Annotated in this window: 9 protein-coding genes and 3 tRNA genes; 8 read left to right on the plus strand and 4 right to left on the minus strand. The window is 40.7% G+C overall.

Annotation, left to right across the window (positions count from 1 at the left end; genetic code table 11):
- Window positions 1-21: 21 nt before the first annotated feature.
- From ACWITO_RS09290 to ACWITO_RS09300, 3 genes are all read right to left on the minus strand, one after another.
- A complete protein-coding gene (locus ACWITO_RS09290) occupies window positions 22-3,513 on the minus strand; it encodes a choice-of-anchor D domain-containing protein (RefSeq protein ID WP_448529718.1) in 3,492 nt (1,163 codons plus the stop codon).
- 154 nt (window positions 3,514-3,667) lie between these two features.
- Entirely contained in the window at window positions 3,668-4,693 is a 1,026-nt protein-coding gene (locus ACWITO_RS09295) for an aminopeptidase (protein WP_448529719.1), read from the minus strand.
- Between the two features lie 54 nt (window positions 4,694-4,747).
- Entirely contained in the window at window positions 4,748-5,569 is an 822-nt protein-coding gene (locus ACWITO_RS09300; protein ID WP_448529720.1) for a hypothetical protein, read from the minus strand.
- Between the two features lie 44 nt (window positions 5,570-5,613).
- On the opposite strand from ACWITO_RS09300, the gene ACWITO_RS09305 reads away from it, so the two are divergent.
- From ACWITO_RS09305 to ACWITO_RS09335, 7 genes are all read left to right on the plus strand, one after another.
- Complete coding sequence (locus tag ACWITO_RS09305; RefSeq protein WP_448529721.1) at window positions 5,614-6,660, plus strand: homoserine O-acetyltransferase family protein; 1,047 nt, start codon at window positions 5,614-5,616, stop codon at window positions 6,658-6,660.
- Window positions 6,661-6,761: 101 nt separating this feature from the next.
- Window positions 6,762-6,844, plus strand: a tRNA-Tyr gene (locus tag ACWITO_RS09310).
- Window positions 6,845-6,887: 43 nt separating this feature from the next.
- A tRNA-Gly gene (locus tag ACWITO_RS09315) sits at window positions 6,888-6,960 on the plus strand.
- A 40-nt stretch (window positions 6,961-7,000) separates the two neighbouring features.
- Window positions 7,001-7,072 (plus strand) — tRNA-Thr (locus ACWITO_RS09320).
- Between the two features lie 68 nt (window positions 7,073-7,140).
- Window positions 7,141-8,328 (plus strand): elongation factor Tu, encoded by a 1,188-nt coding sequence (gene tuf, locus ACWITO_RS09325; protein WP_448529722.1) that lies wholly within the window; start codon window positions 7,141-7,143, stop codon window positions 8,326-8,328.
- A gap of 83 nt (window positions 8,329-8,411) precedes the next feature.
- Window positions 8,412-11,039: a DNA mismatch repair protein MutS gene (mutS, locus tag ACWITO_RS09330; RefSeq protein WP_448529723.1), complete on the plus strand. Its 2,628-nt coding sequence runs from the start codon at window positions 8,412-8,414 to the stop codon at window positions 11,037-11,039.
- Between the two features lie 193 nt (window positions 11,040-11,232).
- On the plus strand, window positions 11,233-11,871 hold the full coding sequence (locus ACWITO_RS09335) for a MarC family protein (protein ID WP_448529724.1): 639 nt from the start codon (window positions 11,233-11,235) through the stop codon (window positions 11,869-11,871).
- A gap of 90 nt (window positions 11,872-11,961) precedes the next feature.
- Here the strand turns inward: ACWITO_RS09335 and ACWITO_RS09340 are convergent, their stop codons facing one another.
- The gene (locus tag ACWITO_RS09340) at window positions 11,962-13,269 is read right to left on the minus strand and encodes a serine/threonine protein kinase (protein WP_448529725.1); all 1,308 of its coding nucleotides are present in this window, start codon (window positions 13,267-13,269) and stop codon (window positions 11,962-11,964) included.
- Window positions 13,270-13,385: 116 nt separating this feature from the next.
- On the opposite strand from ACWITO_RS09340, the gene ACWITO_RS09345 reads away from it, so the two are divergent.
- Window positions 13,386-16,826 carry a pyruvate carboxylase gene (locus ACWITO_RS09345; RefSeq protein ID WP_448529747.1) on the plus strand — a complete coding sequence of 1,147 codons (3,441 nt, stop codon included), beginning with the start codon at window positions 13,386-13,388 and terminating at the stop codon, window positions 16,824-16,826.
- The last annotated feature ends 22 nt before the right edge of the window (window positions 16,827-16,848 follow it).

The following is a 16,848-nucleotide window of genomic DNA, read 5'->3' on the forward strand; positions in this document are numbered from 1 at the left end:
TGAGGCTTTTGGCTGTTTTTTCTATTGTTTGATAAACTTACTGGTGAGCATTTCGCCGTTTTCGGTTTGCAGACGTATAATATACAAACCTTTGGGCAAATTCTGCAATTTTTCAGATAGTTGCGTTTCGGTATTTACCAAGCTATCATTTACTACTGCAAGGGTTTTGCCTGTCTGGCTTACTATTTCCACTTTGATAGTGCTGATTTCGCTTCTTGTTCCCAAAGCAACTTTTACAAAATCTTTTTCGGTAGCAGGGTTGGGATAAATGAGCAGTTGCACTGCTTTGGTTTTATCCAAACTGATAGTTGGCGAATAGCGGAAAGTTTTATCTTGCTCCAAAACACGCAAGCGGTAATAGCTCAAGCCTGTAAAATCTTTATCCAAAAAGCCATAAGTATTGAGATGGGAATTTTTGGCATTTACAAAGCCAATTTTACGAAACTCTCTATTATCGGTAGATTTTTCTACTTCAAAACCTGCAATATTTAACTCGGTAGCGGTTTGCCAAGTTAGTTCGGATTCGCCTTTTTCATTGATTTTCCCTTTGAAAGAGAGCAATTCCAGAGGCAATGGGTTAAAACTATTGGAACTTGCAAGTGTAAAAGGACTAAAAGAACTAATGGCAGCACTGCTACGAATGGCACTTGCAGGAATAAGCGTTGCGGTAGTATTGCCGTGGTCTCTCCATACGGCACCGTCCCAACGAGCTACACGCAAGGCACTTTCTTGCCCCGAAGTAATGCCACAGCTTCGCACATTATCATAGCTAAGCTCTACAAAGACATTAGAAGTACCTCCTGTACGATTGAGAATCCAGTGTTCGCAGTTACCTACGTGGTCTAATGTTACATCTTTGGAAGTAATATCGTAGGGGTTCGGATAAATTCTATCATAGGTAGCAGTGAAATGGTCTGTGGCAGCAGAAGGGGCAGAAATAGCAATGGGAGCATAAAAACCATCATCACCCACAGGGAACACAAATGTATCATTGCCCACCTTACGAACCCAACCATTTACATAGCTATTGTTATTAGCTCCTGTGGTGGTGGCATTATCCAGAAATTCCATTCTTGCGGTTGTAGCATTAGGGGCATTTACCCTGCCTGCGGTGAAGGTCGCCGAACCTGAAATTTCTACATTGGTACTATTGAGTGTTACGTTGCCTGCGGTTTTGTTGAAAACGATATTGTAAAAACGCTCTGTACCTCCTTGCGTAGTGATAGTTTGGTTCAAACCTTCACGGAAACGGATAGTTCCATTACCTTCTTGGAAAGAACTTGCTGTGCCAAGTGTATTCTCCCAGTTACCTAAAAGATTGATAACACCATCAGGGGTGGCAGAATTGCTATCATCCATATCCAAAGCTCCTGTTCCCGAAATATTAAGGTTTCCGTGAATATCTAAACGATTGGGAGGTGTGTTGTTGCCTTCTATGATGAGTGTAAGCCTATCTAAATTGATATTTCTACACTCTGCCACTCTTTGTGTGCCGTCAAGACTTGCAAAATATAAATCTGCATTGATAGCAGTGCTACTGATGGTAGGATTATTAGTAGCAGTGGGAGAGATAGTGACATCTACCGTTGCAGTAGGAACAGAGAAATTTTCCCAATTTCGGCAATTGAACCAGTTGGTGTTAGTAGTGCCTGTCCATTTGCCTGGAACAGCCGCTGCTCCTGTTACCGTAAAAGCACTATTACATTGAGTAGCAGGGAAGTCATCACCCGTAGTACCTAAATCACTAAACCAATTTCCAGTGAAATTAATGATATTGTTGATATGTGTAAATTGAGGATTTGAACCTCTTGGTCCTGTATAGTAAGCGACACTTCTATCAATACTTGTTGTTGCTTGTATAGCAAAACACTCAATTTCGGGAGGAATGCGAGAACGTCTTCTTTGATTAGCTGTTCCTAAAGCAGTTAAATCGTCCGCTACTGTCCACCAAGTGCCTCCTTGCATTATTCCACCTAATATATTACCTTCAAAAGTGGAGTATGTGCCGTGGTTGATAAAAGTTCCTTGCATCAAAAAAACAGCATCGGGAGCTGTTGTACTCATATTTGCACCACCTGTTCCAGTTGTATTGGGGGCATTTACTCTGCTAAAATCTGAGCTTGCTACGCCATTGATAGAAAAATTATCGGGACCACCAGTACCGGGAACTTCAAAACAGATGATGGATCCTCTTCCTATGGTAGTTGTCCCATTATATGTTATTTCAAAAGCTTCTATATTATTGCTTGGAGTACCATCACAAGCATACCAACGTCTTGTTCTTACATTGGCAGGAGCAAGCATTTCATAGACAGCATTGGCATAAATAAACTTTGTACTAGGGCTTATATCTACAAGAGTAACTATACTAATTTTATCAGTAGGTCCAGAAATCTGGTTATCAAAACCTATGAACATCATATCGCCAGGTCGTAGTGTGGTTTGATTAGAGCCTAAACCTTGAATAGCAAAGGTATAGGGGTTTTCATCACTATCGTTATTAGGAATATTTACCTGAGCAGTTCTTAATCCAAGAGCAGAGGGGTCAAATTGAATTACCAAAGTAGAGGTACTTGCAGCAGGAATGGTAGAAGAGGGTAAAGAAAGAATTGTAAAATCTGAGGCGTGGGCACCTGTAATAGTAATAGTGCCTATGTTTAAATCTGATGTACCCAGATTTTCAATCGTAAAAGTGCGATTTTGAGTTCCAGCGGTTACATTAACTCCTCCAAAATCTGTGTGGTCAGTAAGAGAAGGGGTCATATCGCCATTTACTATACTTACAGAATTACCCCTAACATTAATTTCTGGACCTGTAAAAGAGGGGGGGATAAAAGTAGCAGTAACACTTACATTATCTATACCAATACCTTGTGAATTGGAACCAGTAGTATTGATATTCCATCTTAGATAAAAGTCAGAAGAGGGAGACAATGCTGTGGGAAATGTGATAACAATACCTGTTCTGGAAACGACTAATGGAGTTGTGAATGTATAAGAAGAACTTCCTGTTGGAAAGTTGCCAGATGCAATATCGCCAGCAACAATAGCAGTCCAATTATTACCATCAAGAGAGTAGTAAAATTCTATAGAGGCAACAGCAGTGTTAATACGGTATCTTTCAGCTTCGTAAGAAACACTTACAGAACTTATCAAGTCTGTAGGGTGAGTATTTCTGTAATGCGACATTAAACTTCTAGGACTAGAGAATGACCCAGATGTCATAGAACCAACAGCTCTATCTGTACAAGCAGCTGATATTCCCCAGTTGTATGTTCCTCCAGTAGTTGGAGTTCCTCCACAAGCATTTTGAGTTGTAGTGGTGCTTCCTCCAGAGAAAGTTGGAGTAGCTGTTCCGTTTAATCTCCAATTTGAAGGTAAATTGTTTGTAGAACCCATAGAGTCAAAATTCTCAGTTACAGGAGTGGTGTTGGGAACGCTAATCTGCCCCCAAGCTCCATTCCATAGAAACAAAGTTGTAAGCAAACAACAGAGTAGAATAATTTTTTTCATATCTTAATCAGTTTTGTTTGTGATTGCAAATTTACACTGCTATATCCAAAAAGGCACAAAAAGGTAACTGCCCAAAAGCATTTTTAACATAAAAATAATATTGGCAAAAGTAGGTTTAAGATGAAATAATGTAAGAAAGTATGTGTTTGGTATGTTAATTGTTAAATCCGAGAATAAATTTTTTTAGATTGCTTTCGTACTTGTTTTGCCAAAGTTTTTCTAATTCTGCTTCTTGGCTATTATAGCGTACATACCACATAAAAAAAGTATTGTTGAGGTGCATTTTGGCTAATTTTTCTTTGGTGTAAATTCTTTGTTTAAATTTTATTTTTTCAAGTTCTGCAATTTTTTCCTGGATAAAAGAGGCTTTTTGGGCTTTTTTTGATGAGGTGTCAAGGTTTTGGAAATCTTTTTGGGCATAAAAGTTTTTTAGAGTTTGGGTAGTTTGTAGCATAAAAGCAATATAAAGCGAATCGTCGTAGAGTTCGTTTTGGTAAAATTGAAGATGGGGGCTACTTTTGCCAAATTTATTTTCTAAAAATAACAAAGCCCCCTTTTTACCTACAAAAGAAGCTAAATTTTCATTGAAATTGACACTATCTTTCAGGTAAATGGTACTATGCGTAAGCTCGTGTATGATAAGTTCGGCAAGCTCGCCTTCCGAGAGTGAGAGCATAGACGAAAGCACAGGGTCTTTGAAATAGCCCAGCGTACTCCAACCCCTTACTTGGCTAATATCAGTATCATAACCCAGTTGTACTAGCGATGCCGAATCGGCTTCGGCATACTTTCGGTTGAAATGTCCTTTGTACGAAAATTTCCCCAAAAAGCCAAATTCCCATTCATAAGGCGTTAGTTCAAAGGGTTTGCAAGCCGTTACTACCCAAAGTAGAGGTTTGCCTTTTTGGTCGTAGAAAGTGGTGTAATTATCAGTTTTTTTCAAGCCCAATTCTTTTTCAGCAAAATCCTTCACTTCTTGAATGTAACGAAGTTTGTTTTTGAGGCTATCGTTGGTGGTGCTATCTTGCAAAATTTCGCTAATAGGGCGGGTGTTCCATATAATTTGCATTTGTCCATAGCCTTGCCTTATGCCGTATAGTAGCAAATCCCAATACAAAATGGCAAGTATCAGCAAAATCAGCAAAATAATGCCCAAAAAACGTTTAATCCATTTTCGCATAGCTTCCTGCAAGATGAGCCTCTTTATTTTTTCTATTTCCTGCTTCCCAAAGTATCATATCCAGCCTGAAATAAACTCGGCAATAGAATTGAGGCAATCGTCATCACGCCAGTAGCCGAAATGGCAAAGCGGATTCCAAGATTGAAGCCAGTTCCCCACATTTACTTCAATATCGGCATTGACACTTCGTTTGTAGCTATCGCTTAAATTTTTCAGCGGATAGCCGAGTACATCATCAACATCATAAAAATTGAACCAACGAGCTTTGGATTTCCATTCTTCGGGCAAGTGGGGTATAGGAAATTCTATGGCTTCTAATGGGTGATAGCCCAACGTAAAAAAAGGAATACAAGAGCCAAAGGTGAAAAGACCTACAAGCGTTTTCATACTTTCAAAGGGATTGTCAGCCAGAAAATCGCCTGTATCGTCGCGAATAGCTTTTTGGCGGTCCCAGATATAATCAGAAATGATTTGCGTTCCAAAAGAATGAGCAATGATAATCAGAGGCTTATCTTGCTTGCCCAAATCAATATACAACTTTTCAATGGTTTCGTGAATATTTCGGTGGATTTTGTGATAAACGCCATTGCTTTTGTTGGGCGTACCTGCATAGGCTACGGCATCGCCTACGTAGCTAATCAGAAATTTTCGTAATTTGCCAAAATTGAGCGGCTCGCCTTTGGAGACATTTCGCCAAAGTTCTTCCTCTTCGGGGTGAATTTCAGTTGCCCAAGTGGTGGGTAACATTTTCACCACATCAGGGTTTTTATCATACAAACGGATTTTTTCTTGCAAATCCTTAATAAATTGATTGGCATAATCAAGGCTTTGGTTACCTATGCCGTGAATAATCAGAACGCCAAGCTGGAAACTCATAGTAAAACTTTTTTTGAGCAAGATAGTCAAAATATTCCTTTGATTTGAACATTTTTGCGAAAAAACTTTCAAGTATTCTCAATATGACCGAACCTGCTATTTTTCATTATACCGAGCCTTTTATTTTGGAAAATGGCTCAATTTTACCTGAAATAGAGCTAGCTTATTGTACGTATGGCAAGCTCAATGCCCAAAAAAGTAATGTCATTTGGGTTATTCACGCCCTTACGGCAAATGCAGAGGTTGCCGATTGGTGGGCGGGGCTTTTTGGCAGTGGTAAAATGCTTGACCCCGAAAAATATTTTATTGTTTGTGCCAATAATATAGGCTCTTGTTATGGTTCTACGGGGGCTTTATCACTCAATCCGCAAACACAGGAGCCTTATTTTCACCATTTTCCTGCTCTTACTACACGCGATATGGCAAATGCTTTAGAATTGCTACGCAAGGCTTTGGATTTGCCACGCATACATTATCTTATAGGCGGCTCATTAGGCGGGCAAATTGCTTTGGAGTGGGCTATTGAACAAAAAGAAGTTTTTGAAAACCTGCTTATTTTAGCAACCAATGCCTTTCATTCGCCTTGGGGTATAGCCTTTAATGAAACGCAACGAATGGCAATACAAGCCGATGCCTCTTGGCAATATGCACACCCGCAAGCAGGTATGATGGGGTTAAAAGCCGCCCGAGCCATTGCACTGCTTTCTTACCGAAACATTGAAATTTACAACCAAAGACAGCAAGAAACCGACATTGAAAAAACCGATAACTACAAAGCAAGTTCTTATCAGCAGTATCAGGGCGAAAAGCTGATACGCAGATTCAATGCTTTTAGCTACTGGACACTCACCAAGGCTATGGATAGCCACCACGTAGGTAGAAAGCGAGGCAGTGCCGAAAATGCCCTTGGGCAAATCAAAGCCTATGTAAAAGTGGTTGGTATTACTTCTGACTTACTTTTTCCACTTGCAGAGCAAAAGTTTTTGGCAAAGCATATCCCCAAAGCTCAATTGTACGAAATAAATTCTCTATACGGGCACGATGGTTTTTTGCTAGAATTTGAGCAAATTCAACGGATTTTTGAGGAGTAAATTTCTCAAAATTGTCTTGGGAGAATTTTTGTAAAAAATTTTTACAAAAAAATTTGGAGAAAAGATTTGAACCTATTACTTTTGCAATCCGAAAACACAATGGGGCAATACCAGAGTGGCCAAATGGGGCAGACTGTAAATCTGCTGGCGTATGCCTTCGGTGGTTCGAATCCATCTTGCCCCACTCGGCACAGCCAAGTGCCAAGACTACCTCAAAGTAGTTTCAAGCGGGCGTAGCTCAGTTGGTAGAGCGGTAGCCTTCCAAGCTACAGGTCGCGGGTTCGAGCCTCGTCGCCCGCTCTAAAATTTTAGAGCCATTCTGCAATCAATGCGTCTATCAGCCGACGTAGCTCAGAGGTAGAGCACTTCCTTGGTAAGGAAGGGGTCGTGGGTTCAATTCCCATCGTTGGCTCTAAGGTTGCAAGAGAAACTCTAAAATTTTGTTGTTTTCGTAAATTTAACCAAAGAATTTTACAAATTATGGCAAAAGAAACATTTGACCGTTCCAAACCTCACGTAAACATTGGTACTATCGGTCACGTTGACCACGGAAAAACAACCCTTACCGCCGCTATTACCTATGTTTTGTCTCAGAAAGGTTTAGCTGAAAAAAGAGATTTCTCTTCTATTGATAACGCTCCCGAAGAGAAAGAAAGAGGTATTACTATCAATACCGCTCACGTAGAATACCAGACTGCAACTCGCCACTATGCACACGTAGATTGCCCTGGTCACGCTGACTACGTGAAGAATATGGTTACTGGTGCCGCACAGATGGATGGTGCTATCCTTGTAGTTGCCGCTACTGATGGTCCTATGCCTCAAACTCGTGAGCATATTCTTTTGGCTCGTCAGGTAGGTGTGCCTCAGCTTGTAGTGTTTATGAACAAAGTGGATTTGGTTGATGACCCTGAAATCCTTGACCTTGTAGAAATGGAAATCCGCGAGCTTCTTAGCTTCTATAAATTTGATGGCGACAATATCCCTGTTATTCGTGGCTCTGCTTTGGGTGCTTTGAACGGAGAACCTAAATGGGTTGAAACCGTTGAAAAGCTAATGGACGCTGTAGATAACTGGATTCCTATTCCTCCTCGTTTGGTAGATAAAGACTTCTTGATGCCTGTTGAGGACGTGTTCTCTATCACTGGTCGTGGTACTGTGGCTACTGGTCGTATCGAAAGAGGTGTTATCAACACTGGCGACCCTGTTGAAATCTTGGGTATGGGTGCTGAAGGCTTGAAATCTACCGTAACAGGGGTAGAAATGTTCCGTAAGATTTTGGACAGAGGTGAAGCTGGCGACAATGTTGGTCTATTGCTTCGTGGTATTGAAAAAACGCAAATCCGCCGTGGTATGGTAATTTGCAAGCCTGGTACTGTAACGCCTCACGCTCATTTCAAAGCTGAAGTGTACGTACTTTCAAAAGAAGAAGGTGGTCGTCATACGCCATTCTTCAACAAATATCGCCCTCAATTCTATTTGAGAACTACTGACGTTACAGGTGAAATCAAACTTCCTGATGGCGTAGAAATGGTAATGCCCGGCGATAACCTTACTATTGAAGTAAAACTTATCAACAAAGTTGCTATGGAAAAAGGTTTGCGTTTTGCTATCCGTGAGGGTGGTAGAACCGTAGGTGCTGGACAAATCACCGAAATCCTTGACTAATAGTAGTGTTTTTAAGTGAAACAAACATAGCAAAGCCTCACCAAAAGTGAGGCTTTCATTTTAGCCTTCCAAATAGTAAGCAGATGAAAGAGAAAGAAACCCCATTGATGAAGCAGTACAATCTGTTCAAAAAGAAGTATCCCGGGGCTTTGTTGCTTTTCAGAGTAGGTGATTTTTATGAAACTTTTGGCGAAGATGCTATCAAAACCAGCCGTATTTTGGGGATTGTACTTACCAAACGCAACAATGGCAGTGCAGGTGAAATAGAACTCGCAGGCTTTCCGCATCACGCTTTGGATAACTATCTGCCGAAATTGGTGCGTGCAGGCGAAAGAGTAGCCATTTGCGACCAACTAGAAGACCCAAAATTTGCCAAAGGACTTGTAAAAAGAGGGGTTACGGAGCTGGTAACGCCCGGTGTGGCTTTCAATGATAATGTGTTAGAGGTAAAACAAAACAATTACCTCTGTGCTATATTTCCACAAAAAAATCTTTTTGGCATTGCCTTTCTGGATATTTCCACAGGTGAATTTATGACTTCGCAAGGCGAAAAAGAATACACAGACAAACTCTTGCAGAGTTTTCGTCCTGCCGAAGTGCTTTTCCCTAAACCACAAAAAACACTTTTCAAAGAGTATTTTGGTGAAGAATGGAATCATTTTTTTCTTGATGATTGGGTTTTTCAGCCTGATTTTGCCGAAAATAAAATCAAAGAACACTTCAAAACGCAAACTATCAAAGGCTTTGGAGTGGAAAATATGCCTTTGGGCATCGTAGCGGCAGGAGCTATTTTACACTATCTTGCCGAAACCGAACATCATCAGGTAAGCCACATTTCGCAACTGGCTCGGCTGGATAGCGACCGCTATGTATGGCTGGATAAATTCACTATTCGTAATTTGGAACTGCTTTTCCCACAGCAGGAAAAAGGTGTTTCTTTGGTTGAAATTTTAGACCATACCCAAACACCAATGGGGGCAAGGTTGCTTCGCCGTTGGATTGCAATGCCTCTTAAAGAAATTCCTAAAATTCAGGAAAGGCTTACCATTGTAGAGTGTTTTTATCAGAATTCTGAAATATTAGAGCAAATTCGTCAGGTTTTAAGTCAAATTGGCGATTTGGAGCGATTGACTTCTAAAATAGCCTCTCGCCGTATTACACCCAAAGAATTGGTATTTTTCAAAAAATCTCTTCTGCAAATTGAGCCTATACGCAAGCTAATGGAAAGCATTTTGCCTCAAACTAGTGAGAATGTTCAAAGTATTTTGCAGAAATTTATTCATAGCTTGCGTCCTGTGGGGCATATTGCAGAAAAAATTGAACTTACCTTGCTTGATGACGCCCCTTCGCAAAGCAATCAGGGGAAAATGATAAAGAAAGGTATTAGTGCCGAATTAGACGAACTTCATCATTTACTTCACTCAGGCAAAGAACATTTGGAAGGTATTGCCCAAAGAGAAATTGAACGCACAGGCATTGCGAGTCTTAAAGTGCAGTTCAATAAGGTTTTTGGTTTTTATTTGGAAGTTTCCAATGCCAACAAGCACAAAGTTCCTGCTGATTGGATTCGTAAGCAAACGCTTACCAATGCCGAACGATACATTACCGAAGAAATTAAAATCTATGAGGAAAAAATCCTCACCGCCGAAGAAAAAATCAATACAATTGAGCAAAATTTATTTTTTGAACTCGTTGAGTTTTGTGCCGCTCATATTGCTGATGCCCAACACAATGCAAGAGTTTTGGCAGGCATAGATGTACTGAGCAACTTTGCTTATTGTGCTTTGAAATACGCCTACAATCGTCCTGAAATCAACGATAGTGATGTGTTGGATATTCGGCAGGGCAGACACCCCGTTATTGAACGACAGCTACCTTTGGGCGAGCAGTATATCCCGAATGATGTGTATTTAGATGCCGAAAGTCAGCAGATTATCATTATCACGGGTCCGAATATGGCGGGCAAATCGGCTCTTTTGCGTCAAACGGCTCTTATTGTACTTTTGGCTCAAATTGGCTCTTTCGTTCCTGCACAAAAGGCTACTATTGGCATTGTAGATAAAATTTTTACGCGTGTAGGGGCTTCAGATAATCTTTCCAAAGGAGAATCTACTTTTATGGTAGAAATGACCGAAACTGCCAGCATTATGAACAATTTGAGCCACAAAAGTCTTATTTTAATGGACGAAATCGGCAGAGGTACAAGTACCTATGATGGCATTTCTATTGCTTGGAGTATCATTGAATTTCTGCACAATCACCCTACGGCACGTCCTAAAACCCTGTTTGCTACCCACTATCACGAACTCAACCAACTTGCCGAAGATTTACCAAGAGTAAAGAATTTTCACGTTTCGGTGCTGGAAGAGGGAAATAAAATCATCTTTTTGCGTAAATTACAGCCCGGAGGCAGTGAGCATAGTTTTGGTATTCACGTAGCACAAATGGCGGGTATGCCTGCCCCCATTGTACAAAGAGCAAGCGAGGTTTTAGAGCATTTGGAAAAAGAGAAAATTCATCAAGAACTGCACGAAAAAATCAGTGAAATGCCTAAGCAAACGCAAACCATTACACAGCTATCTTTGTTTGAACCCTACAACCCTGAACTGGAAAAGGTGAAAAAGTTTTTCAAAGAAATAGATTTGAACATTCTCACGCCCATTGAAGCTCTTATCAAACTCAATGAACTGAAAAAAATGATGTTTGATTGAGGAAAAAGAAAGGTAGTTGCAGTAAGGAAACAGGAAACAAGAGGCAGGAAACAGGATTGAGAAAATTGGATATATTTAGACGGAGTAAAACTTTTACCTAAAACTCTTAACCTTCAAACTTTTTGAACGTAAAATTACAAAGAATACAGGTACAAGACCTCAAACATTTGAACCCTAAACCCTTGAACTTTATATGAATGAACTACTTGCTTTTGGGCTACTGGCTTTTACCTCTTTTTTTACACTCATCAACCCTTTGGGCACAATGCCCGTGTATATGACAATGACGGCTACGCTTAGCGAAAAAGCTCGTGCCAAAACGGCTCGGAAAGCCTCTATCGTTGCTTTTCTGACAATTGTTCTTTTTGCTTTTTCGGGAGAGTTGCTTTTTAATTTTTTTGGAATTTCGGTGAATAGCTTTCGTGTAGTAGGTGGCATTATTTTTTTCCAAATGGGAATGGATATGTTGCAAGCAAGGCTGGCAAGAGTGAAAGTGAGCGAAACAGAAGTGAAAAGCTATGTAAATGATATTTCCATTACTCCGCTGGCTATCCCAATGATTTGCGGACCAGGGGCGATTAGCAATGCCATTGTGCTAATGGAAAAAGCTAAAACCTTGGAGATGAAAATAGTTTTGATTTCAGCAGTTTTGGTGGTAATGCTACTGACTTACATTATTTTGTATGCCTCTTCGCGTATTATTAAATTTTTGGGGGAAACAGGCAACAACGTAATGATGAGAATTATGGGACTGATAGTAATGGTGATTGCCGTAGAGTTCTTTTTCAGCGGTCTGAAACCTATTTTGCAAGAAATTTTTAAGGTACAATAATAGTGGGTTCAAGAGTTGGAAATCAAAAGTTAATGGCTCAAGTTGTATTTCCTACTCTTTATTTGCTGTTTCCTACCTCTCTATAAAAATTTACTCTTCGGGTAAAGGTGGCAGTTCGGCGTCTTTTACTTTACAAGAAAAGTGTGCCGCATTGATTTTCTTGACTACTTCCAGAGATGTAGCCTGCTCGGCAGAAAGTTTTTCTAAAACTTTTTCCTCTTTGGCAATTACTTCGCCTTGTGTATCAAAATAAGACACTACAATCACTACTTTTTGAAGCTCTAAATCTTTGTTTCCATTGAAAATTTCTACATTGATTTTGTATTCGCCAAGTTGGTTGCTTACAAACTGCCCATCTACAATGATATTTTTGAGTGCTTTTTCTTTGCGTTCTTTCTCCAATTTCTTACGCTCTTCTTGCTTTTTCTTTAAGCTATCTTTTTGGCGTTCTTCCTCGCTTTCTTCTTTTTGTTTTTCTTTCTCTTCTTGCTGTTTGGCTTCTGCGAGTTTGGTGTAGTCGGTGGTATCTCTGGACTGCTGAACCACTACGGGGTTTTCACCCTGAAAAGTAGCAACTTGTGGCTTCTTTTGCTGATTTTTGGCGATAATTCGCAAGCCCCACCAAGCCCCACCAAAGAAAAGAACTATAATGCCAATACCTACCAAAGAAGAAACCCAAGCATTCTTTTTCGGAGGCTCTTGGTGAGTTATTTCAAAAATAGCGTGTTGCAGGTCGTTTTGCAGTTCTTCGCAGGTCTGATAGCGTTGATAGGCTTCGCTGGCACAAGCCTTTTGGATAACCTTGTGCAGTTCTGCCGAAGGATTGGGAAAAAGGTACGCCAGCAACTTGCCGAGCATAAAAATATCGGTACGTGTGTCTGTGAAGCCACCTTGCAATTGTTCGGGAGCTGAAAATGGAGAAGGGCTGGGCGAGAGTTGTATAAAACCAAAATCGTTCAGAAATACTTTGTTTTCGGGAGTTATGAGAATATTGGAAGGGCTAATGTGTAAATGACAAACTCCTTTTCGGTGGCTGTAAGCAACTGCTGAAAGAATTTGCAAGAAAATATCTTTTCGCTTTTCGGTAGAAGGGTTGCTTTGCAAAAATTTATCCAAAGTAATGCCATTTACGTAATCGTACACAAAAAATATCCCTTGCGAATTTTCCAAGTAGTCGTAAAGTACGGGAATGTGTCCGTGTTCAAGTTCGGCATTCTGAACGGCTATTTGGCGAAGTTGGAGTTTTTGCTGTTCGGTTTGCAAAAATTCGTTTTTAAGTTGTTTGATACGCACACTGCGAGGCAGACTTTGGTGCTTGGCAAGCCAATTGCGAGCCGTATTGCTTTCTGCTATCAAAGATTGTATCTGATACTGATAAAAATTTTGACCGATTTTCATTACAAAAATTTTCTGCAAAGGTACAGAAAAATTACTTTGCTCAAAAAAAGAATTTATATGTTTGCATATTTTAGCAAGATTACGTAATCTTGTCATCACGCTTCTAAAATACTGCAATTATGGAACATCTAAAACCGCTCAATAAACTTTTAGTTGCCAATCGTGGAGAAATTGCTATCCGTATTTTTCGTGCCGCTTCGGAGCTGAAAATCCGCACCGTAGCAATTTATACCTATGAAGACCGCTATTCTTTGCACCGCTTCAAAGCCGATGAAGCCTATCAGATAGGCAAAGATGATGAGCCTTTGCGTCCTTATCTTGATGTAGAGGAAATTATAGCTCTTGCCAAAAAGGTAAAAGCCGATGCCATTCACCCAGGTTATGGATTTCTTTCAGAAAATGTAAATTTGGCAAGGCGTTGCCGCGAAGAAGGTATCATTTTCGTAGGACCCGAACCCGAAGTAATGGAGGCTTTGGGCGATAAAATTGCTTCCAAAAAAATAGCAATTGAAGCCGATGTGCCTATCATTGAAGATAACAAAGAGCCACTCAAAACCTTCAAAATCGCTTTGAAAGAAGCTAAACGCATTGGTTTTCCTGTAATTTTGAAAGCCTCGGCAGGGGGCGGCGGGCGTGGTATGCGGGTAGTGCGTAATGAAAGCGAACTCGAAAAAGCCTACAACGAAGCCAAAGGTGAAGCAGGACGCTCTTTTGGCGATGATACCATTTTCATTGAAAAATTCATTGAAAACCCCAAACACGTTGAAGTGCAAATAATGGGCGATAATTACGGAAATATTGTTCATTTATTTGAACGCGATTGCTCTGTGCAAAGACGCTTTCAGAAAGTAGTAGAGGTAGCTCCTTCGTTTTTAGAACAAAAAACCAAAAACAAATTGTACGATTATGCCTTACGAATTTGCAGAAAAGTAAATTACAACAACGTAGGCACGGTAGAGTTTTTGGTGGATAAAGACGAAAATGTGTATTTTATTGAGGTAAATCCTCGCATACAGGTAGAGCATACCATTACCGAAGAAATTACAAGGGTTGATATTGTACGCTCTCAAATCCTCATAGCCAAAGGGCATCGCCTTTCGGACCCTGTGATTTGGATTCATAAACAAGAAGATGTAGTAGCTCGCGGCGTGGCTATTCAGTGCCGTATTACTACCGAAGACCCGCTCAATAATTTCAAACCCGATTTTGGAACAATTGTAGAATATCGTAATGCCGCAGGTTTTGGTATCCGCTTGGACGAGGGGAGCGTTTATCCGGGCGTACAGATTTCGCCATTTTTTGACTCTATGCTCGTAAAAGTTTCGGCGGCAGGCAGAACGCTCAAAGGCACTGCCCAACGCTTGCAAAGAGCCTTGCGAGAGTTTAGAATTAGAGGTGTAAAAACAAATATTGGCTTTTTGGAAAATGTGATTTCTCACCCCATTTTTCAAAGCGGAAAGGCAACGGTAAGTTTTATTCAAGACCACCCCGAGCTTTTCAATATCCCCAAACGTTACGATAGAGGTACGCGTGCCTTGCGTTTCCTTGCCAACGTGATTGTCAATGGCAATCCTGATGTCAAAAAGAAAGATGATAGCGTAAAGTTTGAAAAACCGCCTATCGTAGATTACGATAATTTGCAAGAGCCACCTGCGGGTATAAAACAGCGTTTGCAGAAATTGGGCAGAGAAAAATTCTGCGAATGGCTCAAAAACGAAAAGAAAATCTATTATACCGATACTACACTTCGCGATGGGCATCAGTCTTTGCTGGCTACGCGTATGCGAACAATTGATATGATACCTTACGCCGAAATGATAGCTCATCACTTTCCGCAGACTTTTTCTATGGAAATGTGGGGAGGAGCAACTTTTGATGTAGCCCTACGCTTCCTGAAAGAATGCCCTTGGCGAAGGTTGCAACTCATTCGCAAAGCCGCTCCTAATATCCTGATGCAAATGCTTTTGCGTGGTGCCAATGGCGTAGGTTACAAAGCCTATCCCGATAATTTGATAGAAAAATTCATTGAAAAATCTGCCGAAAATGGTATTGATATTTTCCGCATATTTGATTCGCTCAATTGGATTGAAAACCTCAAAACAAGCATTTCCGCTGTAAATAAATATACCGAAAGCATTGCTGAAGCCGCCATTTGCTACACAGGCGATTTGCTTTCCAAAAATGAAAAGAAATACACCCTGCAATATTATTTGGATTTGGCAAGAACTTTGGAAGATGCAGGGGCTCATATTTTGGCAATCAAAGATATGGCGGGACTGCTCAAGCCTCACGCCGCCGAAGTGCTAATCTCTAAACTCAAAGAAACCGTACGCATACCTATTCATTTGCATACCCACGACACAGCATCTATTCAAGCCTCTACGTATCTGAAAGCTATTGAGGCGGGGGTTGATGTGATTGATGTTTCTATTGCGGCAATGTCGGGTACAACGGCACAGCCCAATTTCAATTCCATAGTGGCAATGCTACAAGGACACCCTCGCGAAAATGCTTACGACTTGCAAAAACTCAATAGGGTTTCTAAATACAGTGAGGCAGTGCGTAAATATTACTATCCTTTTGAGGCAGGCTTGCAGACAGGCTCGGCAGAAGTGTACGAACACGAAATGCCTGGCGGGCAGTACACCAATCTCAAAGCCCAAGCCGATTCCGTAGGGGTAGGCGATAGGTTTGATTTGGTTGTGAAAAACTATCAAGAGGCGAACAAACTTTTTGGTAATATCATTAAAGTTACGCCCAGTTCCAAGGTGGTGGGCGATTTTGCCTTGTTTATGACGGCTAATAACCTTTCTGCCGAAGATATTTTGGAAAAAGGTGATACGCTTTCTTTCCCCGAGTCGGTGAAGGAGTTTTTTAGAGGCGAACTGGGGCAACCTTATGGCGGCTTTCCAAAAAAACTGCAAAAAATGGTGCTGAAAGGCGAAAAACCTTTTACCGACCGCCCCAATGCTCATTTAGAGCCTATTGATTTTAACAAAGAATTTGAAGCGTTTAAGCAAAAATTTGATGATAACTTTTTAGACTTTCTTTCCTATTTACTTTACCCAAAAGTATTTGAGGAGTATTACAACCACATTCAGGAATATGGTTTTGCATACTATTTGCCTACCCCTGCCTTTTTCTATGGCTTGAAGCCGGGCGAGGAGATTCTGATTAAAATTGATGAAGGAAAAACCTTGCTTGTAAAACTGGTAAGTTGCTCGCAACCCGATGAAAATGGTATTGTAGCGGTTTATTTTGAACACAACGGACAGACCCGCCGTGTGCGTATTTTAGATAGAAAAATGAGCAGTTTGCTCAAAACCAATCCGAAGGCTACAGGAGAAAATCAGATAGGTTCGCCTTTGCAGGGCAAAATTTCACAAATCAAGGTGAAAGAAGGTGAAAAAGTAAAAACCAATACCCCGCTTTTTGTGCTGGAAGCAATGAAAATGGAAAGTATCGTTACGGCTCCTCGTGAGGCAGTTATCAAAAAAATCCACCTGAACGCAGGAGCTATCGTAGAACAAGGCGATTTGGTGGTGGAATTGGAGTGAAACTGTTCAACTGATAAGCGAT

This window comes from Raineya sp. (assembly GCF_053497555.1).

Excerpts from the sequence above, each read along its gene's own strand:
- ACWITO_RS09290 (WP_448529718.1), bottom strand. The coding sequence starts at position 3,513 with ATGAAAAAAATTATTCTACTCTGTTGTTTGCTTACAACTTTGTTTCTA.
- ACWITO_RS09295 (WP_448529719.1), bottom strand. The coding sequence starts at position 4,693 with ATGCGAAAATGGATTAAACGTTTTTTGGGCATTATTTTGCTGATTTTG.
- ACWITO_RS09300 (WP_448529720.1), bottom strand. The coding sequence starts at position 5,569 with ATGAGTTTCCAGCTTGGCGTTCTGATTATTCACGGCATAGGTAACCAA.
- tuf (WP_448529722.1), top strand. The coding sequence starts at position 7,141 with ATGGCAAAAGAAACATTTGACCGTTCCAAACCTCACGTAAACATTGGT.
- mutS (WP_448529723.1), top strand. The coding sequence starts at position 8,412 with ATGAAAGAGAAAGAAACCCCATTGATGAAGCAGTACAATCTGTTCAAA.
- ACWITO_RS09335 (WP_448529724.1), top strand. The coding sequence starts at position 11,233 with ATGAATGAACTACTTGCTTTTGGGCTACTGGCTTTTACCTCTTTTTTT.
- ACWITO_RS09340 (WP_448529725.1), bottom strand. The coding sequence starts at position 13,269 with ATGAAAATCGGTCAAAATTTTTATCAGTATCAGATACAATCTTTGATA.